This is a genomic window from Actinomyces weissii, from assembly GCF_016598775.1.
GTDB lineage: Bacteria > Actinomycetota > Actinomycetes > Actinomycetales > Actinomycetaceae > Actinomyces > Actinomyces weissii.
This window is the reverse complement of the sequence record NZ_CP066802.1, coordinates 769904-793166: the sequence shown is the minus strand read 5'-3', so window position 1 is coordinate 793166 and position 23263 is coordinate 769904. Positions and strand designations below refer to the sequence as shown.

General features: G+C 71.7%; 19 protein-coding genes. 8 read left to right on the top strand and 11 right to left on the bottom strand.

Features of this window, described 5'->3' with window-relative positions; translation table 11 throughout:
• Window positions 1–1134 precede the first annotated feature (1134 nt).
• The 3 genes from JG540_RS03225 to JG540_RS03215 all read right to left on the bottom strand — a co-directional run bounded on the left by JG540_RS03225 (window position 1135) and on the right by JG540_RS03215 (window position 4981).
• The gene (locus JG540_RS03225) at window positions 1135–2913 is read right to left on the bottom strand and encodes an inorganic phosphate transporter (RefSeq protein ID WP_234042884.1); all 1779 of its coding nucleotides are present in this window, start codon (window positions 2911–2913) and stop codon (window positions 1135–1137) included.
• 450 nt (window positions 2914–3363) lie between these two features.
• Entirely contained in the window at window positions 3364–3996 is a 633-nt protein-coding gene (locus JG540_RS03220; RefSeq protein ID WP_200277171.1) for a MarC family protein, read from the bottom strand.
• Window positions 3997–4012: 16 nt separating this feature from the next.
• Window positions 4013–4981, bottom strand: a complete 969-nt coding sequence (locus tag JG540_RS03215; RefSeq protein WP_200277168.1) for a PHP domain-containing protein — start codon at window positions 4979–4981, stop codon at window positions 4013–4015.
• Window positions 4982–5257: 276 nt separating this feature from the next.
• On the opposite strand from JG540_RS03215, the gene JG540_RS03210 reads away from it, so the two are divergent.
• The 3 genes from JG540_RS03210 to JG540_RS03200 all read left to right on the top strand — a co-directional run bounded on the left by JG540_RS03210 (window position 5258) and on the right by JG540_RS03200 (window position 8438).
• Complete coding sequence (locus JG540_RS03210) at window positions 5258–6883, top strand: aminopeptidase P family protein (protein ID WP_200277166.1); 1626 nt, start codon at window positions 5258–5260, stop codon at window positions 6881–6883.
• 260 nt (window positions 6884–7143) lie between these two features.
• Window positions 7144–7518, top strand: a complete 375-nt coding sequence (locus tag JG540_RS03205; protein WP_200277164.1) for an ArsR/SmtB family transcription factor — start codon at window positions 7144–7146, stop codon at window positions 7516–7518.
• Entirely contained in the window at window positions 7515–8438 is a 924-nt protein-coding gene (locus JG540_RS03200) for a cation diffusion facilitator family transporter (RefSeq protein WP_200277160.1), read from the top strand. The genes JG540_RS03205 and JG540_RS03200 overlap by 4 nt, the downstream gene beginning before the upstream one ends.
• A gap of 200 nt (window positions 8439–8638) precedes the next feature.
• On the opposite strand, the gene JG540_RS03195 is transcribed toward JG540_RS03200, so the two are convergent.
• The gene (locus JG540_RS03195; RefSeq protein WP_200277157.1) at window positions 8639–9502 is read right to left on the bottom strand and encodes a sugar phosphate isomerase/epimerase family protein; all 864 of its coding nucleotides are present in this window, start codon (window positions 9500–9502) and stop codon (window positions 8639–8641) included.
• Window positions 9503–9538: 36 nt separating this feature from the next.
• A complete protein-coding gene (locus tag JG540_RS03190) occupies window positions 9539–10348 on the bottom strand; it encodes a general stress protein (protein WP_234042883.1) in 810 nt (269 codons plus the stop codon).
• Between the two features lie 66 nt (window positions 10349–10414).
• On the opposite strand from JG540_RS03190, the gene JG540_RS03185 reads away from it, so the two are divergent.
• The 3 genes from JG540_RS03185 to JG540_RS03175 all read left to right on the top strand — a co-directional run bounded on the left by JG540_RS03185 (window position 10415) and on the right by JG540_RS03175 (window position 13663).
• Complete coding sequence (locus JG540_RS03185; protein WP_200277154.1) at window positions 10415–11704, top strand: magnesium transporter MgtE N-terminal domain-containing protein; 1290 nt, start codon at window positions 10415–10417, stop codon at window positions 11702–11704.
• Window positions 11697–12284 (top strand): DUF1003 domain-containing protein, encoded by a 588-nt coding sequence (locus JG540_RS03180; RefSeq protein WP_200277151.1) that lies wholly within the window; start codon window positions 11697–11699, stop codon window positions 12282–12284. Before JG540_RS03185 ends, JG540_RS03180 begins: the two co-directional genes overlap by 8 nt.
• Window positions 12285–12517: 233 nt before the next feature.
• A complete protein-coding gene (locus tag JG540_RS03175) occupies window positions 12518–13663 on the top strand; it encodes a P-loop NTPase (protein ID WP_200277148.1) in 1146 nt (381 codons plus the stop codon).
• A 219-nt stretch (window positions 13664–13882) separates the two neighbouring features.
• Here JG540_RS03175 and JG540_RS03170 read toward each other — a convergent pair whose 3' ends face one another.
• Complete coding sequence (locus JG540_RS03170) at window positions 13883–14956, bottom strand: twin-arginine translocase TatA/TatE family subunit (RefSeq protein ID WP_200277146.1); 1074 nt, start codon at window positions 14954–14956, stop codon at window positions 13883–13885.
• 118 nt (window positions 14957–15074) lie between these two features.
• Between JG540_RS03170 and JG540_RS03165 the strand changes: the two genes are divergently transcribed.
• Window positions 15075–15710, top strand: coding sequence for an O-methyltransferase (locus JG540_RS03165; RefSeq protein ID WP_200277144.1), 636 nt, complete (start codon window positions 15075–15077; stop codon window positions 15708–15710).
• 121 nt (window positions 15711–15831) lie between these two features.
• Here the strand turns inward: JG540_RS03165 and JG540_RS03160 are convergent, their stop codons facing one another.
• The 3 genes from JG540_RS03160 to JG540_RS03150 all read right to left on the bottom strand — a co-directional run bounded on the left by JG540_RS03160 (window position 15832) and on the right by JG540_RS03150 (window position 18962).
• Window positions 15832–15999 carry a DUF3117 domain-containing protein gene (locus JG540_RS03160; protein WP_200277142.1) on the bottom strand — a complete coding sequence of 56 codons (168 nt, stop codon included), beginning with the start codon at window positions 15997–15999 and terminating at the stop codon, window positions 15832–15834.
• Between the two features lie 304 nt (window positions 16000–16303).
• Window positions 16304–17110 carry an LOG family protein gene (locus JG540_RS03155; protein WP_200277140.1) on the bottom strand — a complete coding sequence of 269 codons (807 nt, stop codon included), beginning with the start codon at window positions 17108–17110 and terminating at the stop codon, window positions 16304–16306.
• Window positions 17111–17420: 310 nt separating this feature from the next.
• On the bottom strand, window positions 17421–18962 hold the full coding sequence (locus JG540_RS03150; RefSeq protein ID WP_234042881.1) for an NAD(P)H-quinone dehydrogenase: 1542 nt from the start codon (window positions 18960–18962) through the stop codon (window positions 17421–17423).
• A gap of 158 nt (window positions 18963–19120) precedes the next feature.
• On the opposite strand from JG540_RS03150, the gene JG540_RS03145 reads away from it, so the two are divergent.
• Window positions 19121–20848 (top strand): phospho-sugar mutase, encoded by a 1728-nt coding sequence (locus JG540_RS03145; RefSeq protein WP_200277138.1) that lies wholly within the window; start codon window positions 19121–19123, stop codon window positions 20846–20848.
• Window positions 20849–21324: 476 nt separating this feature from the next.
• Here the strand turns inward: JG540_RS03145 and JG540_RS03140 are convergent, their stop codons facing one another.
• Both JG540_RS03140 and JG540_RS03135 read right to left on the bottom strand, forming a co-directional pair.
• Window positions 21325–22176: a metal ABC transporter permease gene (locus tag JG540_RS03140; RefSeq protein WP_200277136.1), complete on the bottom strand. Its 852-nt coding sequence runs from the start codon at window positions 22174–22176 to the stop codon at window positions 21325–21327.
• A complete protein-coding gene (locus tag JG540_RS03135) occupies window positions 22173–23189 on the bottom strand; it encodes a metal ABC transporter permease (protein WP_407648340.1) in 1017 nt (338 codons plus the stop codon). The genes JG540_RS03140 and JG540_RS03135 overlap by 4 nt, the downstream gene beginning before the upstream one ends.
• Between the last annotated feature and the right edge of the window lie 74 nt (window positions 23190–23263).

Genomic DNA, 23263 nt, shown 5'->3' with positions numbered 1-23263 from the left:
CCGGGACATACGTACCGCGAGACCGGTAAGGGTGGCCTTAGTTGTGGGCAGGTGGGTGGGGGCTGGCTGCCTACGTCGGTGGCGCTCCCGCCTCAGACGTGGTTGCTGGGTGGGGGTGGTGGGCGTTCGCGTCCTGGGTGGCGCGGGCGTGGTTGGTGGCGACGTCGTCGGGGGGTGCGCAGGGGGCCTGGGCGGTCTGGGTGCTGCGGGGTGCACGGGGTCCCGGTGCGCCGCGCGGCTCGCGTCAGATCAGCGTCCTGGGTGGCGCAGGCTGCACGCACGGGGTTGCTCTCCCACTGCCGGATCGTTGGGGTTCCAACGGTTCTGGTTCTCCCCGTGGTGAGGGCGACGGCGCTGGGCGTGCATCGAGGTCGCCGTCGCACATCTAGCGGGGGCCCAAGGGGGCGAGCAGGAAGAGGGGCGCCGCGCTAGAACCGTGTGATTGTGGGGGGGAAGCCCCCTGCAGCGTCTTCCGACAGGATTGGTCTTGTGCGTGCAAGTCGGGTGCCTCCCACCCAGGTGGCTCGGGCACCGGCGCGGTCCGTGGCGTCTGCAGGCCGGGCCGCATGGTCAGGCGTCGACCTAGCCATCTAGGACCCCGCAAGCTATGCCTGTCTCAGCGGGCTTGGGACTGATCGGGCTCCTAGGGCTGGAGCAGGGAGTACGCGTTGTACGTGCGCGCGGGGCCGTGCCGCTCGTGTCGACGACGGCCGGAAGGGGGGGCCAGTGGCGACCGCTCGCACCCCGGAGACCTCGCGAGCCAAGGGCACCCTTACCGGCCTCGCGAGCCATATGTCCCGGTCTCGCGGTAAACAAGGGGGTTGGGTGAGCAGGGGCTGGGCTCAGGCGCCCAGACTGCGCAGTCACGCGAGAGCAGCCCGACACAGTACCACTCCCCACCCATCGCAGGACCACGCCCCCGGCAGGGCCGTCGGCGGGCAACCCCACCCCCTCCACACACCTCGGGCCGCACAGGACCCACCCACACCCGGGGCGCCAGGCGACACCGCGAGCCCCACCCACCCGGCAACTACCTTAGTTATCCACAACTAAGGCCACCCTTACCGGTCTCGCGGTACATATGTCCCGGTCTCGCGGTACATATGTCCCGGTCTCGCGAGAACGAGCGCGGGCTCAGCCGAGCAGGGCGCGCAGGATCAGGAAGCCGCTGGCCCCGATGCCCGCAGCCGCGGGCAGGGTGATGATCCAGGCCAGGCCGATGGGCCGCATCAGACGCCAGTTAGCGGCCTTGTTGACCATGCCGACCCCCAGCACCGCCCCGATGAGGATGTGGGTGGAGGACACCGGCAGACCGAACACGGAGGCCCCCATCACCACCGAGGCCGCGGAGAGCTCAGCGGCAAAGCCGGAGGCCGGGTGCATCTTGGTCAGCCCGGAGCCCACCGTCTTGATGACGTTGCGCCCGATGAACCACAGCCCGGAGATCAGCGCCGCCCCGCAGGCGATAGTCACCGCCGCCGGCACCGCAGCCTCCTCGGAGACGGCGTCGGTCTTGAGCACGTCGAGGATCGCCGCAAAGGGCCCCACCGCGTTGGCGATGTCGTTGGAGCCGTGGGAGAAGGCGAAGGCGGAGGCGGTAAAGACCTGCATCCAGGAGAAGAGGGTGAAGGTGGCCTTGGACAGGCTCTTCTTCTTCATGGAACGGGCGAAGATGAAGATGGAGAACCACACCGCCGCCCCGATCATGCCCATGACCAGGAAGTCCTGGAACAGGTCCAGGCCCAGGGCCACGTTCTTGAGCCCCTTGAACAGCAGCATGGAGGTCAGGATGACGGCGCCCAGGGCGGCCAGCAGCGGCACCCAGGTCTCCAGGGCCTTGTGTGACTGGACCTTGTCGGCCTTGCGCTCGATCTTGAGCAGCTCCTTGAAGTACTCCGACTCCAGCTCGTCCTCCACGAAGTCCGGCAGGCTCATGGCCGCGGCGTCGCGCGTCATCTTGTTGGTGTAGGCCAGCTGCTGGATCTCGGTGAGGCGCTCGAAGGAGGCACGGTGGCGGTCACGGTGCTCGATCCGCTCGGCGCGGATGGCGCGCATGCGGGCGTCGGCCTCCTCGCCGTAGATGAGGATGTGCTTCTTGATCTGGAAGAACAGGAAGTAGGCCACGGCCGCCCCCAGTACCGGGGAGATGACCCAGGAGGCCGCGATCTTGCCGATCTCCCCCCACTGGACCATCTCGAAGCCGCCGGTGCCGGTGACCAGGCCCAGGGTAACGGCCGCCCCCACGATCCCGCCGACGATGGCGTGGGTGGTGGACACGGGCCAGCCCATCCTGGTGGCCACCAGCAGCCAGACGGCGGCCCCCAGCAGCGCGGACATCATGATGAACACGAAGTCGCGGGGCATCAGCCCCACCTGGGTCAGGTCCACGATGCCGCTGCGCACGGTCTCGGTTACTGAGCCGCCTGCCAGCACGGCGCCGGAGACCTCAAAGACGGCGGCCACCAGCAGCGCCTGCTTCATGGACAGGGTGCCTGCGCCCACGGAGGTGCCGAAGGAGTTGGCGACGTCGTTGCCCCCGATGTTGAAGGCCATGAACACGCCCACCAGCACTGTGGTGAACAGGATGATGTGGTCTCCGGTGGAGCCGACGTATCCCAGGGCCCAGCCGGTGAACCACACGACCGCGCCCAGCAGGATCGCCCCGAAGACCAGGTGCCAGTTGCGGTCGGGCCCCAGGAAGCGCCTGGCCTGCGGGGAGTCCTCGACGCCGTTGTCCTCGGCGACGGCGGGGGTCTCCTCCTCCACGGGGTCGGGGTCTGGCTTGAGGGCCCCCTTGGCGACGGCCAGCCGCTCGGCGGTGGCCTCCGGGGAGAGGGTCTTGCTGGAGGCAGCGGTGGCGGAGCCGTTCTGGCTCTCCGCACCGGCCTCGTTGGAGCGCATGCCGTCAGGCACGGTGGCCTCCTGAGGTGTCCTAGGTGTGGGGACTGTTGCGGGAAGAGCGTGAACCCGTCAGGTAAACGGAAGGTAAAGCCCCCGCCTCCAGCCCGCCCTAGGCAGGCGATCTACGTCACTTTTCGACGCCGTGCGGCTCCTGGTGGCGGGGGACCTGTTCTCTCGACGACGCCGCGCCGCGTCGTCTGGAGACTCCCGCCCCTAGCGCCTCACGCCCAGCACCTCACGCCTCGGACCGTAGGCCCTACCCCAAGCGCCTCGCTCCTAGCACCTCACGCCTCGGACCGTAGGCCCTACCCCAAGCGCCTCGCTCCTAGCACCTCACGCCTCGGACCGTAGGTCCTACCCCAAGCGCCTCGCTCCTAGGACCTCACGCCCTGGATCGCACGCCCCGCCCCAGCGCCTCAATCCCCGGCGTCGCCTCAGGGACCTCGGCTCCGGCGTCCCGCCTCAGACCCCCAGGTTCATCTCCACGAAGCCGAACACGCCGGAGGCCATCATCTCGGTGGCGATCGCCGCCAGCAGCAGGCCCAGGATGCGGGTGAGCACCTGGATGGCGGAGTCCCCCAGGACCCGGTGCAGCGTCAAGGAGGAGCGCAGTGCCAGGAAGATCGCTATGTGGGTGCCCACGATCGCCGTCGTCACCGCCATCCAGCCGGACAGGGGGCTGGCAGCCGACTCGACGGCGACCATCGCGGCGACGATCGCCCCTGGCCCGGCCAGCAGGGGTGTCCCCAGGGGGACCAGCGCCGCGTTCGACTTGAGGCTCTCGGGGCTGGGGGCCTCGTCGATCTTGCCCGTGAGCAGCTCCACGGCCACCAGCAGCAGGAGCAGCCCGCCGGAGACCTGCAGGGCAGGTACGGAGATCCCCAGGAAGCGCAGGATGTAGCGGCCGAAGACCGCGAATGCCAGGACCACGGCGAAGGACACCAGGGTGGCCTGGAAGGCGGAGCTCTTGCGCTGCTGGTAGGTCTGGTTGCCGGTGAGCGACAGGAAGATCGGCACGGCACCCAGCGGGTCCTGGATCACCAGGAGGGTGGTGAAGGTGGTGGCGAACAGCGCCACGTCAAAGAACTGGCTCACACCTGCCCCCTCTTACTCATCCCTGCCCGTGCTGGCCGCTGGCGGGCACCGCCTCAGCCACCGGCTCGGGCACCGCCTCAGCCACCGGCTCGGTCTCCTGGACCCGCAGGCCGCTCCAGCCGTGGCGGCGCCCCCAGCCGTAGGGGGCCACCAGCGCCAGCGCCCCCTCCTGCACGATCTGCCGCAGCAGCGGCTCCGGCATGAGGTTCTCACCCAGCCGGTTGGGCTTGCCCGTGCCGTGGTAGTCGGAGGCTCCGGAGGTACCCAGCCCTAGCCGCTCCGCCAGCTCCAGGGCCTCGCGGCGGGCGACGGCGTCGTGGTCGCGGTGGTCCACCTCCAGCGCGGCCAGCCCGGCCTCCGCCATGGCGGCGAAGGTAGCGTCAGGCACCAGGCGTCTTTGCCGCTTGGCGGCGCGGGGGTGGGCGACCACGGGCACACCCCCGGCGGCGCGCACCAGGGCGCAGGCCTGGACCGGGTCCAGGGCCTGGTAGTGCAGGTAGTAGGGCGAGGAGGTGGCCAGCGGTCCGGCAAAGGCCGCGTCACGGTCCGGGAAGGACCCGGCAGCGACCAGGGCGTCAGCTATGTGGGGGCGGCCGATGGTGTGGGCCCCGGCCGACTGGGTAAGCACGTCCTGCCAGGTTATCGGGAAGTCCTCGGCCAGGCGCTCCACCATGCGCTCGGCCCGGGTGTCCCGGGACGACCGGGCTGCAGCGAAGGCGGCGTTCAGCTCCGGGTCGTCGGGGCGGTGCAGGTAGGACAGCAGGTGCAGGGTGACGCCGTCGGCGGCGCAGGAGATCTCCGTGCCACGCAGCAGGGCGACCCCGCTGCTGGCGACGGCGGCCTCGGCCTGCTCCCACCCCATGGTGGTGTCGTGGTCGGTCAGGCCCAGGACGTCCAGGCCGGCGGCCGCGGCGGCGGCCATCAGCTCGGCGGGGCTGTCGGTGCCGTCTGAGCAGACCGAGTGGGTGTGGGGGTCTATACGCACCGGGACAGTGTAGGTAACACTTCCCGGGCCGCTGGCGACCGCCTCGTGGTGAAGGCCGCCCTGACCGCCCGGCCGGGCCAGGGACTAGACCGCCGTCGCGCTGCCTCCCCAGCCCTCGGAGGCTGGGGTCCGGGCGGTCGGGCCTCCAGGTGTCGAAGTTCCCGGCGGGCCACCAGGTGGTCCCGGAGCAGGTACCGGGTACAGGGGCGCGCCGCCGGGCCCGCTCCGAGCCGCTCCGGTTTCAGCCGTCGGCCCCTGTGGTGCGACGATGGGGGCATGAGTGAGCAGACCTCCCCTACCGCCGACCTCGACGCCGCCGCCCCGCAGACGGGCACCGGTCCCGGCAGCGAGGCCCCCCAGTCCCTGGCCCAGCGGGGGGAGAACCGCTCGCACAAGCCCACGAACCAGGCCTTCCGGGACTTCATAGCCTCTGGTTGGGGGCCACGCCCGGAGGGGCTGCCTGAGCGCAGCGAGGCGGCCAGCTGGGCGGCCTCCCGGCGTGAGCGCCTGGCCGCACTGTTCCCGGGCGAGCGGCTGGTGGTGCCCGCCGGGCCGCTGGTGACCCGCAACAACGACTGCGACTACCGTTTCCGGCCTTTCTCGGCCTTCGCCCACCTGGCTGGCACGGGCACGGACTTCGAGCCGGACGCGGTGCTGGTGCTGGATCCCCTAACGCCTCCCGGCGCCCCGGTCCCGGCGGGCGCTCCCAGCCACGAGGCGGTCCTGTACTTCCGTCCACGGGCCTCACGCGGCTCGGAGGAGTTCTACGGTGACCCCCGCTACGGCGAGCTGTGGGTGGGGGTGCGCCCCTCCCTGGAGGAGGTGGAGTCCCTGACGGGTATCCGCTGCGCCCACATCGACTCCCTGCCTGACGCCCTGGCCAAGGACGCCGGCCCGGGCGCCGTGCTCCTGCGGGTGATGGCCCAGGCGGACCCGGCCGTGACCGCCCTGGTGGCCCAGGTGCGCCAGGCCGCTGGTCTGCTGGCGGCCAGCGAGGAGTCCCAGGCGCAGGCCCAGGCCTTGGACGACGCCCTGGCTGAGGCGGCCAGCGAGCTGCGGCTGTGCAAGGACGAGTGGGAGGTCTCCCAGCTGCAGGCGGCGGTGGACGCCACCAAGGCCGGTTTTGACGACCTGATCCGCTCCATCCCCCGGGCCAAGGGCCACTGGCGGGGCGAGCGCGTGCTGGAGGGAGCCTTTGGGGCCAGGGCCCGTGAGGAGGGCAACGGCCTGGGCTACGAGACCATCGCGGCGGCGGGCAACCACGCCAACACCCTGCACTGGATCTGTAACGACGGCCCGGTGGAGCCCGGTCAGCTGGTGCTGGTGGACGCCGGGGTGGAGGTGGACTCCCTGTACACCGCTGACGTGACCCGCACCATCCCGGTGGACGGGCGCTTCACGGAGCCGCAGCGCCGGGTCTACGAGGCGGTGCTGGAGGCCGCTGACGCCGCCTTCGCCCGGGCGGCCACGCCCGGCTGCCGGTTCCGGGACCTGCACGCGGCGGCCATGGAGGTGCTGGCCTCCCGTCTGGAGGAGTGGGGGATGCTGCCTGAGGGGGTGACGGCGGCGGACTCCCTGGCTGCGGACGGCCAGTTCCACCGGCGGTGGATGGTGCACGGCACCAGCCACCACCTGGGTCTGGACGTGCACGACTGCGCGCAGGCGCGCCGGGAGATGAGCATGGAGACGCTGCTGCTGCCGGGCATGGTCTTCACGATCGAGCCGGGCCTGTACTTCCGTGAGGACGACCTGCTGGTGCCTGCCGAGCTGCGGGGCATGGCGGTGCGTATCGAGGACGACGTGGTGATCGACCCGGACGGCAGCCCGCGCTACCTGACGGCGGCCTTCCCGCGCCGCCCCGCCGAGGTAGAGGCCTGGGTCACGGACCTGCTCGCGCCCTGAGCCTGGTGCCTGCCGGGGGCCGGGCGGTTACCTGCGGGCCGCCGCCCGTCCCCTTGCCTGCCCTGTTCCGGCCCGGCCCGGCTCAGCCTGCTAGGGCGCTACGGACCTGTCTGGCTGTCCGTGCCCCTCGTTCCTCCGGGCCCCTACTGGCCTCTTTCGCACGACGACCTACTCCCGCGCGGCCCAGCAGGCACGCCGGAGCAGCCAGCCGCCCGGGACGGCCCCTACCTAATTTCGTTGAGTACCGATATTATCGGTGTATGCAGAACAGTCATGGGCTGCTGCCCAGCCACGTGGACGACGACACCGCCGCCGTCGCGCAGGCCCGCGACCTGGCCCGCCTGCTGGCGGTGCTGGCAGACCCCTCCCGCCTGGGGATACTCACCCACCTGCGCAGCGGGGAGCACCAGGTCGGTGAGCTCGCCACCCACCTGGGCCTGGCTCAGTCCACCGTCTCCCAGCACCTGGAGGTGCTGCGTCGCACGGGCCTGGTCTCCACCCACAGCCACGGCCGCGCCCGGGTCAGCCGCCTGGAGCACGAGCCCTTCCTGACCGCTCTGCTGGCGGCCGCCCAGGACCTGCAACAGGCCGCCTCCACCACCACCACGAACCACCCCGAGGGAGGCCTCAGGTGAGTCCCCACCACCACGACCATCACGACCACGGCGCGGGCGCCCCCACCAAGCGACTGGCCGCCGCCTTGGGCATCACCGCGGTGGTGCTGCTCGGGGAGCTGGTGGCCGCGCAGCTGACCGGCTCCCTGGCGCTCCTGGCCGACGCCGGGCACATGGCCACCGACTCCATCGGCCTGGTGGTGGCCCTTGTGGCCGCTCACCTGGCCAGCCGCCCCGCCACCGACACCTCCACCTGGGGACTGCGCCGCGCCGAGGTGGTAGGCGCCGCCATGCAGGCCGCCGCCCTGACCCTGGTGGGGGTAAGCGTGGCCTGGCACGCCGTCGCCAACCTCGTCACCCCCGCGCAGGTGCACAGCCACGGCGTGCTGGCCATGGGAGTGGTCGGCCTGGTGGCCAACGTGCTGGCCCTGCTGGTGCTTGCCGGTGGGCGCGGTCAGAGCCTGAACACCCGGGCCGCCTTCCTGGAGGTGGTCGGGGACGCCCTGGGCTCGGTGGCCGTGATCGTGGGGGCCGTGGTGGCCCAGCTCACCGGCTGGCAGCGCGCTGACGCCGTCACCTCCCTGGTCATCGTCGCCCTGCTGACCCCACGGGCCCTGGTGCTGCTGCGGGAGGCGGGACGCAGCCTGCTGGACCTGACGCCCCAGGGGCTGGACCTGGCTGAGGTCCGGGCCCACCTGAACGGTATCGACGGCGTGCTCGCCGTCCACGACCTGCACGCCTGGCAGGTGGCCAGCGGCCTGCCGGTGCTCACCGCGCACGTGGTGGTCACCGACCAGGCCCTGGAGGCCCAGCGGTACGGCGACCTGCTGGACGCGCTGCAGCAGTGCGCGGCCGAGCACTTCCCGCTGCGCCTGGAGCACGCCACCTTCCAGCTGGAGCCCGCCCGCCACCAGGCCCACGAGCCCTCCCCCTGCACCTGAGGCTGCCGCCGGGGCAGTACACGTCTTGCACATCGTCCGGATACCCTCCCCCTGCACCTGAGGCTGGCGCAGGAGCGGGCCGGGGCCCGCTGCACGGGCACCCCAGGGGGCACGCCGGGCCGCCAAGGACGCTTCGAGCTGGCAGGCCCGCCGCCCCGAGGAGCCCCGGCAGCCCAGGCCCCTGAGCAGGACGCGCCCCTTCAGGACCGTTCGGTGCGGTAGCGCTTGCGCGTGGGGGCCGGGACGTGCACCGTCTCCGTGCGCCCCGCCCCCTCCAGGTGCTCGCGGGCGAAGGCCAGGGCGCTGGCCAGCCCCTCCCGCCGCTGCGCGGGAGTCATGGTACGGGTGGAGACCTCCACCACCACGTTGCCGCCGCGCTCCTGAAAGCCGGTGGCCTGCAGGTGGCGCAGCACCCCGGCACAGTCCTGGTTCCCCTGCCCGGGCAGCAGGTGGTCGTCCAGGGGTCCGGGCACGCCGTCGGTCAGGTGCAGGTGCTTGAGGGTCGGCCCCAGGGCACGGGCCATGGCCAGGGCGTCGGCACCGGAGGTGGCGGCGTGGGAGATGTCCAGGGTCACGGAGCGGTAGCCCTGGCCCACCGGGTCCCAGGTGGGAGAGTATGCCTGGAACTCCCGGCTGGAGCGGGCCTTACGGGTGCGCCAGGTGAACATGTTCTCCACCGCGAGCGCCAGGCCGCACTCGTTCTCCCGCCAGCGGATCCCCCGCACGAACTCCTTGGCGTAGCGGGTCTGCCAGAAGAAGGGCGGGTGGATGACCACGGTGGGCGCCCCCACCGCCTGGGCCAGCTCGATAGAGCGGTCGATCTTGTCCCAGGGGTCCAGGCCGAACACGGAGCGCGTCAGGATCAGGGTGGGGGCGTGGATGGCGAGCACCGGCTGCCCGTGCTCCTGGCTGAGCGCGGTCAGGCGCTGCGCGTCCTGGGTCAGGCGCTCGGACCAGACCATGACCTCCACGCCGTCGTAGCCCAGCTCGGCGGACATACGGAAGGTCTCGGCGCAGTCTCCTGGCAGCACCGAGGAGGTGGACAGGCCCACAGGTATGCGCATGGCGGTGCCTCCGTGTCTGTGTGCTCGCGCCTGCGCTCAGAACCTGGCCCGGGGGCCGTCCGGGCCCGCACCCGGGGAAGGGTCGCTGAGCTCGCCGGAGGCCGCCGACGTCCCGGCCTCACCGGGGGCGCTGGGCCCGCCGTCCGCCGGGGCGGCCCCCGCCTCCCCCGCCGCGGCCGCCAGGTCCGGCAGGCTCTCCTGCTCCGGCACGTCCTCGATCCGCACCCCGAAGCGCGGCTTCTCGTCCGGCCGCGAGCCGAAGGCGCTGGGGGCGTCTCCGGCGCTGGCGGCCCGCGCCTGGCGCCGCTCCTGCGCCCGCCGGGCGGCCTGCCCGCCCCGCAGCGTGTTGCCGGGCACCTGGGCCAGGCCCTGGGCAGCCTCCTGGGCCTGCGCGGAGGCCAGGATCGAGTAACGGGAGGCCACCACCTGGCTGATGGAGGTGAAGTCACGCCTGCCGCGGGACAGGGCGTAGCTGACCAGCTGGAACAGCATCCCCCAGACCACCCCCAGCAGCACGCAGCTGACGAACAAGGTGCCGGAGGCCCCTTCCGGATTGAACATGGCCATCATGGCCGCGAAGAAGAAGCCGATCCACATGCCGGAGCCCGCGCCAGCCGCAGCGGCCCGCCCCCAGCTCATGCGCCCGGTAATACGCTCCACCTGGCGCAGGTCCGTGCCCACGATCGTGAGGTGCTGCACCGGGAAGCCGCTGTCTGACAAGGAGTCGACGGCGAACTGGGCCTCCGGGTAGGTGGCGAAGGAGGCCACCTCCTGGCCTGCGGGCATGCCGTTGTAGCCGCGGCCCGCTGGTGGGGTGGAGGCAGGGGCGTTGAGGGGCTGGTTCATGCGAGTATCGTCCCACGAGCGTGGCGGCGGCTACCTGTCAGTACGCCGGGCGCTTAGTCTGGCGTCGTGGATACCTCCAGGTCACGCTCCAGCCGTGTGTTCGTAGCCCGCCTCGTGGGCACGACCGTCTTCGACCCCATTGGGGACGCCGTCGGTCGGGTCCATGACGTCGTCGTGCTGATCGAGCTGCGCGGCAACCCGCGGGCGGTGGGCCTGGTGATCGAGGTGGCCGGGCGGAGGCGCGTGTTCATGCCCCTGTCCCGCGTCACGGCGATCGAGCCGGGGGCCGTGATCACCACCGGGCTGATGAACATCCGCCGCTTCGAGCAGCGCGCGGTGGAGACCCTGGTCATGGGCGAGCTCTTCGACCGGGTGGTCACCATGCGGGACGGCTCAGGGAACGTGACCATCCGGGACGTGGCCATAGAGAAGGACCGGGGCCAGGACTGGAAGGTCACGCGCCTGTTCGTGCAGCGCGGCTCCTCCGGGCCGCTGGGGCTGCGTCGCGGTGAGACCCTGAACGTGGGCCCGGAGGAGGTCACCGGCCTGGCCGGGTCCGCCGCGCAGCAGGGGGCCACCGCCCTGCTGGCCACCATGGAGGACCTCAAGGCCGCGGACCTGGCGGACGTGCTCTCCGACCTGCCGCTGCCCCGCCAGATCGAGGTGGCCGCCGAGCTCACGGACGCCCGGCTGGCGGACGCCGTCGAGGAGCTGTCCTCCGACGACGCCGTGGCCCTGCTCTCGGGCCTGGACGCCGCCCGCGCCGCCGACGTCCTGGACGCCATGCAGCCTGACGACGCCGCCGACCTGGTGGCTGAGCTGCCCCAGACCAAGGCCGACGAGCTGCTGGACCTGATGCAGCCGCAGGAGGCGGAGGACGTGCGCCGCCTGCTGACCTACGACGAGTACGCCGCCGGCGGCCTGATGACCACCGAGCCGATCATCCTGCCCCCGGAGGCCACGGTGGCTACCTTCCTGGCGCAGGCCCGCAAGGCGGAGGTCTCCCCCGCCCTGGCCACGGTGGCCTTCGTGTGCCGCCCGCCCCTGGAGACCCCCACCGGCCGCTACCTGGGCATGGTGCACCTGCAACGGGCCCTGCGGGAGCGCCCTCAGGCGCCGGTAGGCTCCCTGCTGGACAAGGACCTGGAGGAGGTGCACCCGGACGACTCCATCGGCACGGTCACACGGCTGCTGGCCACCTACAACCTGACGGCCCTGCCGGTGCTGGACGAGGCGGGGCGCCTGCTGGGGGCCTGCTCGGTGGACGACGTGCTGGACCACCTCATGCCGGACGACTGGCGTGAGGCCGACGACGCCGTCACCGACCGGATGATCGAGAGGAGCGCGAATGCCTGAGCAGCTGGACCAGCCGTTGTCTGAGACCCGGGCCCGCTGGCTGCGCTGGGTCCGCCCTAAGCGTGGCACCGACTCGGACGGCTTCGGACGCTTCGCGGAGGCTACGGCCCGTTTCATGGGCTCCCCGAAGTTCCTGCTGTACATGACGGTCTTCGTGATCGCCTGGATCACCGCGAACGTGGTGCTGGCGCAGGCCACCGCGGACAAGGCGTGGGACCCCTACCCCTTCATCCTGCTGAACCTGGCCTTCTCCACCCAGGCTTCCTACTCGGCGCCGCTGATCCTGCTGGCCCAGAACCGGCAGGACGACCGTGACCGGGTACTGGCCGAGCAGGACCGGCAGCGGGCCCAGCGCAACCTGGAGGACACCGAGTACCTGACCCGGGAGATCGCGGCCCTGCGCCTGGCCATCAACGAGGTCGCCACCCGCGACTTCGTGCGCTCCGAGCTGCGGGACATGCTGGAGGAGATCCTGGCTGAGGAGCGGCGCACCCGCGAGGAGCTGCACGAGGACCTCCACGAGCTGGAGGAGACCGAGACCGAGGCTGGCCCCGGCCACTCCGAGGACTCGTGGGCCTGAGCTGAGCCTGCGTTCACCACGGAGAGTGCCACGCGGGCGTTCCGAGGACTCGTGGGCCTAGGTAGACGAGATGGCCCAGCAGAATGACGCCGACTAGGGTGCGCGGGCCTGAGGGCATCTGGAATCCGGGCTGCCGTAGGCCCTAAGCACCAAGGTCGCAAACCTCACGCCCTCATACAGCCAGCCGCCGAGAGCCTTTACGCCGCCTGCCCCCGCACCCGTAGGATGACGCCATGTCTACCCCTACGCAGGAGGCCGTGCACGAGGCCTTGGCCCGTGTCATTGACCCGGAGATCCGCCGCCCCATCACTGAGCTTGGCATGGTCAGGTCCGTGGAGACCAGCCCGGACGGCGCCGTGACGGTGCACGTGCTGCTGACGGTCGCGGGCTGCCCCATGAAGGACACGATCACTGCGGACGTAGAGCGGGAGGTGGGGGCTCTCGAGGGCGTGACCAGCGTGCGCGTGGAGATGGGCGCCATGAACGACGAGGAGAAGGCCGAGCTGCGTCGTCGCCTGCGGGGCGGGGCCGCCGAGCCGGTGGTGCCCTTCACCAAGCCCGGCAACCTGACCCGTGTCTACGCGGTGACCTCCGGCAAGGGCGGGGTGGGCAAGTCCTCCGTGACGGCCAACCTGGCGGCCGCCATGGCCGCCCAGGGCCTGAGCGTGGGCGTGGTGGACGCCGACATCTACGGCTTCTCGATCCCCCGGATGCTGGGGGTGGAGCACGTGCCCACCCAGCTGGACGGCTTGATCGTGCCGCCGGTGGCCCACGGCGTGAAGGTCATCTCGATCGGCATGTTCGTGGAGGACAAGCAGCCGGTGGTCTGGCGCGGCCCCATGCTGCACCGGGCGGTGCAGCAGTTCCTCTCCGACGTGTTCTGGGGGGACCTGGACGTGCTGCTGCTGGACCTGCCCCCCGGCACCGGTGACGTGACCATCTCCGTGGCCCAGCTGCTGCCCAACGCGGAGATCCTGGTGGTCACCACCCCGCAGACGGCGGCTGCCGAGGTGGCGGAGCGCACGGGCCTGATCGCCACCCAGACCCAGCAGCGGGTGGTGGGCGTGATCGAGAACATGTCCTGGATAGAGCAGCCTGACGGCTCCCGCCTGGAGGTCTTCGGGGCTGGTGGCGGCCAGGCGGTCAGTGACTCCCTGACCCGCACCCTGGGCTACGAGGTGCCGCTGCTGGCCCAGCTGCCCCTGGACATCAGGCTGCGCGAGGGCTCTGACACCGGGGTGCCCGCCAGCATCGGCGCTGAGGGGTCCCCGTTGCCCGGCTCTGCGGCTGGTGCGGAGCTGGCTCGGGTCGCGGGCCAGCTGGCCCACCGTGCCCGTGGCCTGGCGGGGCGCCCCCTGGGGGTAAGCCCGGTCGGCTGAGCAGCGCGCCCGGCGGCGCTCGTCCGCACCACCTGGTAGGCGCGAAACACACCACCTGGTAACGCCCCCTTCGCCTCCACTTGTGCATTTCGGCGCGAGTGGTGCCGGAATACCGCACCACTCGCGCCGAAATGCACAAGTCAGGGGTGGGGCGGGCGGGCGTTTGCGTCGTCGGCCCGTGGAGACACTGGCCTATGGGGGCCAGTCACGGCCTGGGTACTAGGGCACCAGCGCCGCTTCCCGGGCCTCGGCCCGGGTGCGGGAGGCGGCGTTGGCCGCACGCACGATCTCACGCGGGGACAGGGGCCGGGTGGCCCGGGAGGCGGCGGCGCCGTCCTCCCCCAGGCTGGCGGGGACGGCGGCGGCCAGGGCCTGCGCCTCTGCCACGTGGTCTGGCCCGTGCTCACCGGTCTGTGCCTCGCCGTCCTTCTCGACGGGGGCCACGTCGGGCTCAGCCTCGGCAACCTGCTCAGCCTGCGCGGCGGTGCCGACGGCCTCCGCCTGCTCTGCTGTCTGGGCACCCGTCTGCGCCTCCGCCTCCTGGAAGTCCTCAGAGGGGCTGTCAGCAGCGTTGCTCCCAGCGGCAGCCTCCGGGGACTCCCCGTTGGTTGCGTCATCACCGGCCGCACCGGCAGCGCCGTCCGAACTGGCAGGACTGTCCGCGCTGGCCGTCTCCTCGACGCTGGCCTCACCGTCGACGCCGGAGGGGCTGTCAGCGCCTTCAGCGCCGCCCGGGCTGCTCGAAGGCGCCGGGGCCTCCGGCTGCTCCTCCGCCGGGGCCTCGGCCTCGTCCTGGGCGTCGCGCTGCGCCACGATCGCGGCGGTCGCGGCCCCCACGGCCGCCACCTGGCTGGTCGCCTGAGCTTCCTTGGCGGCCTGGGCCTCCTGCTTCTTGGCCTCGATACGCTCAGCCAGGGTGCCCTTGGCCCGGTCGGCAGCCGCCACCTCGTTGGCGTCCTTGACCGCTGCCCCGGAGGCCTCCTCCGCAGCCTGCTTGACCGACTTGAAGGGCTGGGACAGGTCCTTCTTGATAGCGTCCAGGTCCTCACCCAGGGCCTCACGCACGATCCTGCGCGGGTCGTACTGGCGCGGGTCCAGCTCGGAGAAGTCCAGCTCCGCCAGCTCCGGGCCCACCTCCTCGGCTATCTGCTCCTTGGTGCTCTCAATAAAGACACGCAGGCGCTTGACCAGGCGGGTGAGGGTACGCGTGTACTCAGGCAGGCGGCTTGGACCCACCACCACCGCGATAACCAGGACGATCAGGAGGAACTCTGACCCAGAGAAACCGAACACGCGCACAGCATACTTGCCTCCACACGCGCCGCTGCGCTACGTCCCATCCGGGCCCCTACCTGGGACAATGGCCCGAGCAGCAACCCGCCGTCCGTGAGAGGAAGTAAGGAGGCTCGCAGTGAGCTCTGACAAGACCCTGAACTGGTCGTACACGGAGGAGTTCGCCTACGAGACCGAGGCCATCAGTGCGGCACGGATGCGTGGGCTGGAGCTGGGTGTGGGGCCCGTCTCCCCCGGCACCGGCGCGGCCCTGCGGATGCTGGCCTCCGCCACCGGCGCCAAGTCCATCGCGGAGGTGGGCACCGGCACCGGCACCTCCGGCCTGTGGCTGCTGGACGGCATGGGTCCCGACGGCGTGCTGACCACCATCGACCTAGACCCCGAGCTGCAGCGGGAGGCCCGGCGCACCTTCGTATCCGCTGGCTACGGCTCCTCCCGGGTGCGCCTGATCCAGGGCCGCGCCTCCGACGTCATGCCTCGTATGGCGGAGCGCTCCTACGACATGGTGGTGCTTGACTCCGAGCCCGCCGACGGGCCGCTGCTGGTGCCTGGGGCCTTTCGGATGCTGCGGCGCGGCGGCGTGCTGGTCATCACCCGCATGCTCTGGCACGACCACGTGGCTGACCCGGCCCGGCGCGACCCGGTGACGGTGGCGGTGCGGGAGCTGGGTAAGGAGCTGCGCGACCGGGAGGACCTGATGACCACGATCCTGCCGGTGGGTGACGGGCTGCTGGTGGCCACCCGTGTAGCCTGAGCCGCCGCTGACCTGCCCTGAGACATCGTCGGGCCGCGCCGTCGCCACCCTCAGCCTGAAGGTGGAACCACGAAGGGCTGGGCTCCCTGCGGAACCCAGCCCTTCGTACAGGCCTTGGGGGTCAGATCTTGACGGTGGACAGTGCCTCGCTCAGCGCCTTGACCTCATCCGGGGTGATCTCGACGACTAGACGACCGCCACCCTCAAGCGGAACGCGCATGATGATGGCGCGGCCTTCCTTGACGACCTCTAGCGGCCCGTCACCGGTCCTGGGCTTCATGGCAGCCATGAGCTCCCCTTTCGTACAGCGTCCACGCGGTTACCTCTCCGCGCGATCGCGCTTATTCTAAGGCACCGCAGGTAGAAAGTCAGGATCGCAACGGTACGGGGCACCCTGTTACGGGGCTGCGGGGTGCTCTCCCCCGCCCGCACCACCCGGGCACATGCTGTGCGCAACCTGGTAACACGCTGATATAACGCCACTCTACGGGGCGCTCGGTACTGACTCACAACCCAGCGCAGGCATCAGGATCACGCCCTGGGCGAATAGCAGACAGAGAGTGTCCCTGGTACCCGACGCCGTCGGACCGTGTTCAGGCACCGGCCTCCGGTGACCAGGCGCTGGGGCTGCCCGCCGACTGGGCCGAGGCTGCCGCCTCCGCCGCCCTCATGGACCGGGCCCGGGTGACCACGGACTCCACCGCCTCCTCCGCGGTGTCCACCAGGTGCACCAGCTCACGGTCCTGCGGGGAGATCACCCCGTTGGTGGACAGGGACTGCTCGATCCAGGACACCAGTCCGCCCCAGAACCTGCGTCCTACCAGGACGATCGGGAAGTGCGAGACCTTCTGGGTCTGCACCAGGGTCACGGCCTCGAACAGCTCGTCCAGGGTGCCGAAGCCCCCGGGCATGACCACGAAGCCGTCGGAGTACTTCAGGAACATGGTCTTGCGGGCAAAGAAGTAGCGGAAGTGCACGCCCAGGTCCACGTACTCGTTCATCCCCTGCTCGTGGGGCAGCTCGATGCCCAGCCCGACGCTCAGGCCGCCCGCCTGGTGCGCCCCCTTGTTGGCAGCCTCCATCATGCCCGGCCCCCCACCGGTGATGACGCCGTATCCGGCCCGGACCAGTCCCGCACCGACCTGCTCCGCCATCTGGTACATCGGGTCCTCGGGGCGGGTGCGGGCCGAGCCGAACACGGAGATGGCACTGCCTATCTCCGCGAGCGCACCGAATCCTTCCACGAACTCAGCCTGTATGCGTAGCACGCGCCAGGGGTCGGCGTGCAGCCACTCGGTCTGTCCCGGGCGGGCCAGCAGACGGGCGTCGGTGGTGGAGGAGGGGATCTGGGCGCCGCGCAGCAGCACCGGCCCCTTGCGGTAGGTCTCGCGGGTCGACATGGGGCACATAATGTCCTAACACAGGGCCTCCTGTCCGCAGGCCGTGCCGGTGAGGGCCGCGCGAGCCAGCCGAGGCTGTGCCAGCCAGCAGGTCCCCGCCAGACCTCACGGGCCACAACCAGGCCCCGCCGTCGCCCCCAACCGGCACCGTCCCTACCGCTCCCCGCCAGGCCTGGCCAACGCCCTCCTGTCCCCGCCAGACCTCACGGGCCGCAACCAGGCCCCGCCGTCGCCCCCAACCGGCACCGTCCCTGCCGCTCCCCGCCAGGCCTGGCCAACGCCCTCCGCTGCCCTGCCGGTGCCCGGCGCCTCAGCGCACGTGCAGCTGGCGGGCCGCCTCCGTGAGGGTCCCGGACAGGGAGGGGTAGACGCTGAAGGCGTTCATGACCTGCTCTACCGTCAGGCGGTGCGTCACGGCCAGGGTGACCGGCAGGATCTGCTCGCTGGCGCGGCTGCCCACCACTACGCCCCCCAGGACCTCGCCGCTGCGTCGCTGGGAGTAGAGCTTCACGAAGCCGTCCTTGAGCCCCAGCATCTTGGCGCGGGGGTTGCGTCCCAGCGGCACGGTGGTGGCGACGGCGTCCAGCTGCTCCAGCTCCGCCTCACTGATCCCCACGGAGGCGATCTCCGGCAGGGTGAACACCGCCTGGGAGACGGTCTCCACCTCCAGCGGGGCCACGGCGTCGCCCAGTGCGTGGCGCATGGCGATCCGCCCCTGCATGGCGGCCACGGAGGCCAGCGGCAGCACCCCGGTGCAGTCACCGGCGGCGTAGACGCGGTAGGCGGTGGTGCGGGAGACCCGGTCCACCCGGACGTGCCCGCTGGGCTCCAGGGCGACCCCCGCCTCCTCCAGCCCCAGGTCCGCGGTGGCCGGGACCGCCCCCACGGCCATGAGGCAGTGCGAGCCGTGCACCACCCGCCCGTCGGCCAGGCGCACCTCAACCTGCTCCTGCGGCCCCTCCCCGACGACGCGGGTGGCCTCGGCGCGCGCCCCGGAGAGCACCTCCATGCCACGGCTGCGGAAGGCCTCCTCCACCAGGGCGGCAGCGTCGCGGTCCACCGTAGGCAGGACCAGCTCGCGGCTGGACACCAGGGTCACGCGGCTGCCCAGGGCCAGGTAGGCCCCAGCCAGCTCCGCGCCGGTGACCCCCGAGCCGACCACCACCAGGTGCTCGGGGAGCGCCTCCAGGTCGTAGAGCTGGGTCCAGGTCAGGATGCGGCGCCCGTCGGGCCGGGCGGCGGGCAGCTCCCGGGGGCGGGCTCCCGTGGCCAGCAGCACCAGCTCCGCCTGGAGCTCCTGGGTGGAGCCCTGGGGGTCGGTGTAGTGGATGGTGCGCACCCCGTCACGGTCCAGGCCGCCCAGGCGGCCCCGGCCCGGCAGCACCGTGACGCCCTTCTGGGCCATGCGGGCGGACAGGTCGCGGGACTGCTCAGCCGCCAGACGACGCACCCGGGCGTTCACGCGGGACAGGTCCACCACCGCCTCACCGGGGCGGGCGCTCAGGGTTATGCCCAGCTCCTGGGCCTGCTCGGTGCCGCGGAGCCACTCGGCGGTGGCGATCAAGGTCTTGGAGGGGACGACGTCGGTCAGCACCGCGCTGCCACCCACCCCCCGCTCCTCGACCAGGCGGACCTCGGCACCCAGCTGGGCCGCAACCAGTGCGGCCTCGTACCCGGCGGGCCCGCCCCCGAGGATCAGCACCCGCATCCCCTGGCGTACCGGCGAGGCCTCCGAGGCCAGGACGAAGGTCCCCGGGGGGCTGGAGCCGGGCGCTGCCGGGGCCTGCGCCCGAGGCTGCCGGGAGCCTACGGCGGCGGATGAGGGCTCAGCAGGGACCACGGTGTCACTCATAGGGCCAGGGTAGAGCGCCCTCAGGTAGGACCAGAGGCTTATCGGAGGCGGACCTGCAGCCACGGCCCTGCCAGGAGCAGCCCACCTGTGTCCCCTACCACCCGTGAGGGGCATCATGCTGCCGCTTTTCCGCTATCAGGCACGGTAACGTCTCCAATATGACCTCCGTTCAGCCGCTTGTCCTTGACGCCAGCGCCGTGCGCGCCTGGATCAGTCAGGACCCTGACGGGTCTACCCGGGCGGAGCTGGAGAGCCTGCTGGTGCGCCACGACGCCGGCGACCACGAGGCCACCTCCCGGCTGGCGGACGCCTTCCGTGGCGCGCTGCGCTTTGGTACGGCGGGGCTGCGCGGGCAGCTCGGGGCCGGTCCCAACCGCATGAACCGGGCCGTGGTCATCCGGGCGGCGGCCGGTCTCAGCGCCTACCTGTGCGAGCAGGTAGGTGAGGGCTTCACGGTGGTCATCGGCTACGACGCCCGCCACGGCTCACGGCAGTTCGCCGTGGACACGGCGGCGGTGGTGCAGGGGGCTGGGGGCCGCGCCATGCTGTTCGAGCAGCCCTGCCCCACCCCGGTGCTGGCCTTCGCGCTGCTTCGGCTGAAGGCTGACGCGGGCGTGATGGTGACGGCCTCCCACAACCCGGCCCAGGACAACGGCTACAAGGTCTACCTGGGCGGGCGGGCCATGACGGGGGCCGGCTGCGGGGCCCAGATCGTGCCGCCCTACGACGCCGAGATCACCCGACGGATCGACGCCGTCGGCCCCCTGAACGAGATCCGGCTGCGGGAGTCCGGCTGGAGCGTGCTGGGGCCGGAGATGGTGGAGGAGTACACCGCCCGGGTGTCCCACTGCGCGCGGGCGGAGGCGGCCAGCGACCTGCGCATCGTGCTGACCAGCCTGCACGGGGTCGGCGGGCAGATCTGCCGTGACGCCTTGGGGCGGGTGGGTTTCAAGCAGGTGCTGGTGGTGCCGGAGCAGTTCTCCCCGGACCCGGACTTCCCTACCGTGACCTTCCCCAACCCGGAGGAGCCCGGCGCCCTGGACATGGCCCTGGCCCTGGCCCGGGAGTCGGACGCGGACCTGGTGATCGCCAACGACCCTGACGCCGACCGCTGCGCGGTGGCGGTACCTGACCCGTGCAGCGAGGGCGGCTGGCGCCAGCTGACCGGCGACGAGCTGGGGGCGCTGCTGGGCGAGCAGGCTGCCGGGCTGGCGGCCTTCACGGGCCAGGGGGTGCTGGCCAGCTCGATCGTCTCCTCCCGGCTGCTGCGGCGTATCGCCCACGCCCACGGCCTGGCCCACCGCAGGACGCTGACCGGTTTCAAGTGGATCAGCCGGGTGCCGAACCTGGCTTACGGCTACGAGGAGGCCCTGGGCTACTGCGTGGACCCGGCCTGCGTGCACGACAAGGACGGGATCTCCGCGGCGGTGCGGGTGGCCGTGCTGGCCTCCGTGCTCCAGGCACAGCGACGCAGCCTGCTGGACCTGCTGGACCGTCTGGCCCGGGAGCACGGACTGCACGCGACAGCCGCGCTGAGCCTGCAGGTGGAGGAGCCGGAGGCGATCGCGCAGGCCATGGAGCGGCTGCGGGCTGGTGGGGCCCCGGCGCACCTGGCAGGCTCCCCGGTGGTGCAGGAGCTGGACCTGCTGGAGGGTGCAGACGACGGGGTGGGCGGCCAGCTGCCCCCCACGGACGCCCTGGTGTGGACCACGGCCGCCGACGACCAGGTGGTGGTACGTCCCTCGGGCACGGAGCCTAGGCTCAAGTGCTACTGCGAGGTGGTGCTGCCGGTGGGTGACCGCCCGGTAGCGGAGGTGCGGCAGGAGGCCGCCGCCCGCCTGGAGGCCCTGCACGCAGACCTGCGCGGCACCCTCTGCCTCCCCTAACCACCCCCTTCCTCACCGCGAGACCGGGACATATGTACCGCGAGTTCGGTAAGGGTGACCTTAGCTTCGGTCGTCGTCACTGGTGCTGGCGTGCGACCCACCCCAGTTATCCACAGGCCTCACCGGTCTCGTGAGCCATATGTCCCGGTCTCGCGGTGGTGGTTCCTGGGGGTGAGCACGAGGACCGGGTCTCTTTGGCGGACCGGGGGCGCAGTGTGGTGCACTAACGCCTCAGGGCGATGCTGAACGGGGCGGCGGTGTCCAAATCGATGACAAGCATCCCCGGAGCGTCACACGCGACCCGCATGATTGCGCCAGTCCTGTCAGGGTGCACGGTGCCGGAAACGGCCTTTGTCATCAAGCCGGACACCTACCCACCGAATCGTCCCTCAAGACGCCCGTGAGGGGCCCTCAGCAGTACCTGCGCCCGTCTAGCGCGCCGCCCGGACCAGCCGACGACGCTGCCGTCCAGCATCTCACTGCCGCAGGGCGGAGACCGCCTCCGAGGCCACGTACACCACTGCGCAGGCCAGTGCGATCACGCCCCCGACCGACAGCTCCAGCAGCACCCCGGCGCCCAGCCCCACCAGGCAGGTGACCGTCCCCAGCAGCGCCGAGCCCACCAGCAGGCCGCGCATGGAGGAGCACCAGCGGGACAGCGCCGCCGCCGGGGCCGCCACCAGGGCGATCGGCAGGATCGTGCCCACCGCTGGCACCAGGGCCGCGATAGTCAGGCAGATCAGCCCCAGCACCACCGCCTCCGCCGGAGCAGCGGGCAGCCCACCCGCCCGGTAGCCCACCGGGTCAAAGCCGTAGTAGGTCAGGAACCTGCCTCCCACCAGGCACACCAGCACCGCTCCGGCCAGCACCGCCCCGGTAACCCACACGTCCAGGCGGGAGACGTTCAGTACCGAGCCAGCCAGGAAGCTGTCCACCTTCAGAGGCAACGGTGCGAACCACTTGACCATGAAGTACCCCAGCGCGAACCCGAAAGTCAGCACGATCCCGGCCGCGGACTGGGAGGACAGGCCGGGCACACGCCCCAGCCACCGCATCAGGGCGATCATCGGCAGGCACATAGCTACCGCACCCACCAGCAGGGCCAGGGTCAGCAGCTCGTACCCGGCCCGCCCACCCAGCAGCGCCTGACTGGCAGCCGCTGCAACCACTACCCCGGCCACCGCCCCGGGAAAGGTCGCGTGGGTCAGGGACTCGGTGAAGAAAACGCGCCGGTGCACCAGCGCCAAGGCACCGACCAGCCCCGCCAGCGCCCCCATGAGCGCCACCTCCAGGGCGGGCAGGCCCAGCAGCTCCCAGCTCACGCTCATGCCGCCGTCTCCTGCTCACGACGCCGGGCCCCCGTCTGCCTCACAGCAGCCTCCTGCCGGGCCTCAGTCGTCCCCGCCATCGTCACGCCTCGCCCGTCCCGCAGGCGACGACGCAGCGCCGGCACCGTGGCGGACCAGGCCGCCGCCAGCAGGAACACCGCCGTCATGGACAGGGCGACGCTGGCCTGCGGTGACACGGGCCGAGGCAGGGGCGCCGTCATGAGCAGCAGCCCCAGGTAGCCGCCGCCCACGCCCACGCCCAGGGACACCAGCACCATGGAGCGCACCCGCGCCGCCAGCACCCGCCCGGCGGCTCCGGGGACCACCAGGTAGCCGACCACCAGCAGCGTACCTACGGCTGTGGCCGCCGAGACCACGACTGCCGCCACGGCCACGTTGAGGACCAGGTCCAGGGCGAGCAGGCGGGCGCCCCCGGCCCGGGCCCCTGTCGGGTCGAAGGCGTAGGCGACCTGCTCCTTCCAGGTCAGGCCCACCGCCAGCAGGGCCAGCAGGCAGATCAGGAGCGCCTGGGTCAGGCCCCGGTCGGTGACCTCCAGCAGGCGACCGAACATGAGGGCCTCCAGCTGGCCGGACATGTCCCCCTTGGCCAGGGACAGGATGATGCCCACGGAGAAGAAGCCGGTCAGGACCACGGCGGTGCCCGCCTCGGAGGCTGAGCGGCGCCGGGCCCGGTGGTGCACCCACGTCAGGGCCCCGGCGGCCAGCGCCGCCACCAGGCTGGCGGCTGGCACGATCGCGTCGATACCGCCGTAGACCGCCCCGGCCACGATCCCGGGGAACACCGCGTGCACCAGGGCCTCCGCAGTGAACTCGGCGGTGCGCAGGTTGACCAGGGTGCCGACCACTGCGCACACGGCCCCCAGCAGCAGCACCATGAGCAGGGGCCGGAACAGGTAGGGGGCCTGGGCCAGGGTCTGCAGGCCGGGCACGTGCACCGCTAGCAGCCTCAGGGTCTCGACGGCGGCGGCCACCGCCTGGGTCAGGGCCTGCACTCAGGCCACCCCCGTGGTGGGGGCGGCGGCGGACGGGGCAGTCTGGGCGGCCCAGGCCTGCGGGTCCGAGGACG

Excerpts from the sequence above, each read along its gene's own strand:
- JG540_RS03175 (WP_200277148.1), top strand. The coding sequence starts at position 12,518 with ATGTCTACCCCTACGCAGGAGGCCGTGCACGAGGCCTTGGCCCGTGTC.
- JG540_RS03150 (WP_234042881.1), bottom strand. The coding sequence starts at position 18,962 with ATGAGTGACACCGTGGTCCCTGCTGAGCCCTCATCCGCCGCCGTAGGC.
- JG540_RS03145 (WP_200277138.1), top strand. The coding sequence starts at position 19,121 with ATGACCTCCGTTCAGCCGCTTGTCCTTGACGCCAGCGCCGTGCGCGCC.
- JG540_RS03140 (WP_200277136.1), bottom strand. The coding sequence starts at position 22,176 with ATGAGCGTGAGCTGGGAGCTGCTGGGCCTGCCCGCCCTGGAGGTGGCG.
- JG540_RS03180 (WP_200277151.1), top strand. The coding sequence starts at position 11,697 with ATGCCTGAGCAGCTGGACCAGCCGTTGTCTGAGACCCGGGCCCGCTGG.
- JG540_RS03195 (WP_200277157.1), bottom strand. The coding sequence starts at position 9,502 with ATGCGCATACCTGTGGGCCTGTCCACCTCCTCGGTGCTGCCAGGAGAC.
- JG540_RS03160 (WP_200277142.1), bottom strand. The coding sequence starts at position 15,999 with ATGGCTGCCATGAAGCCCAGGACCGGTGACGGGCCGCTAGAGGTCGTC.
- JG540_RS03155 (WP_200277140.1), bottom strand. The coding sequence starts at position 17,110 with ATGTCGACCCGCGAGACCTACCGCAAGGGGCCGGTGCTGCTGCGCGGC.
- JG540_RS03210 (WP_200277166.1), top strand. The coding sequence starts at position 5,258 with ATGAGTGAGCAGACCTCCCCTACCGCCGACCTCGACGCCGCCGCCCCG.
- JG540_RS03205 (WP_200277164.1), top strand. The coding sequence starts at position 7,144 with ATGCAGAACAGTCATGGGCTGCTGCCCAGCCACGTGGACGACGACACC.
- JG540_RS03190 (WP_234042883.1), bottom strand. The coding sequence starts at position 10,348 with ATGAACCAGCCCCTCAACGCCCCTGCCTCCACCCCACCAGCGGGCCGC.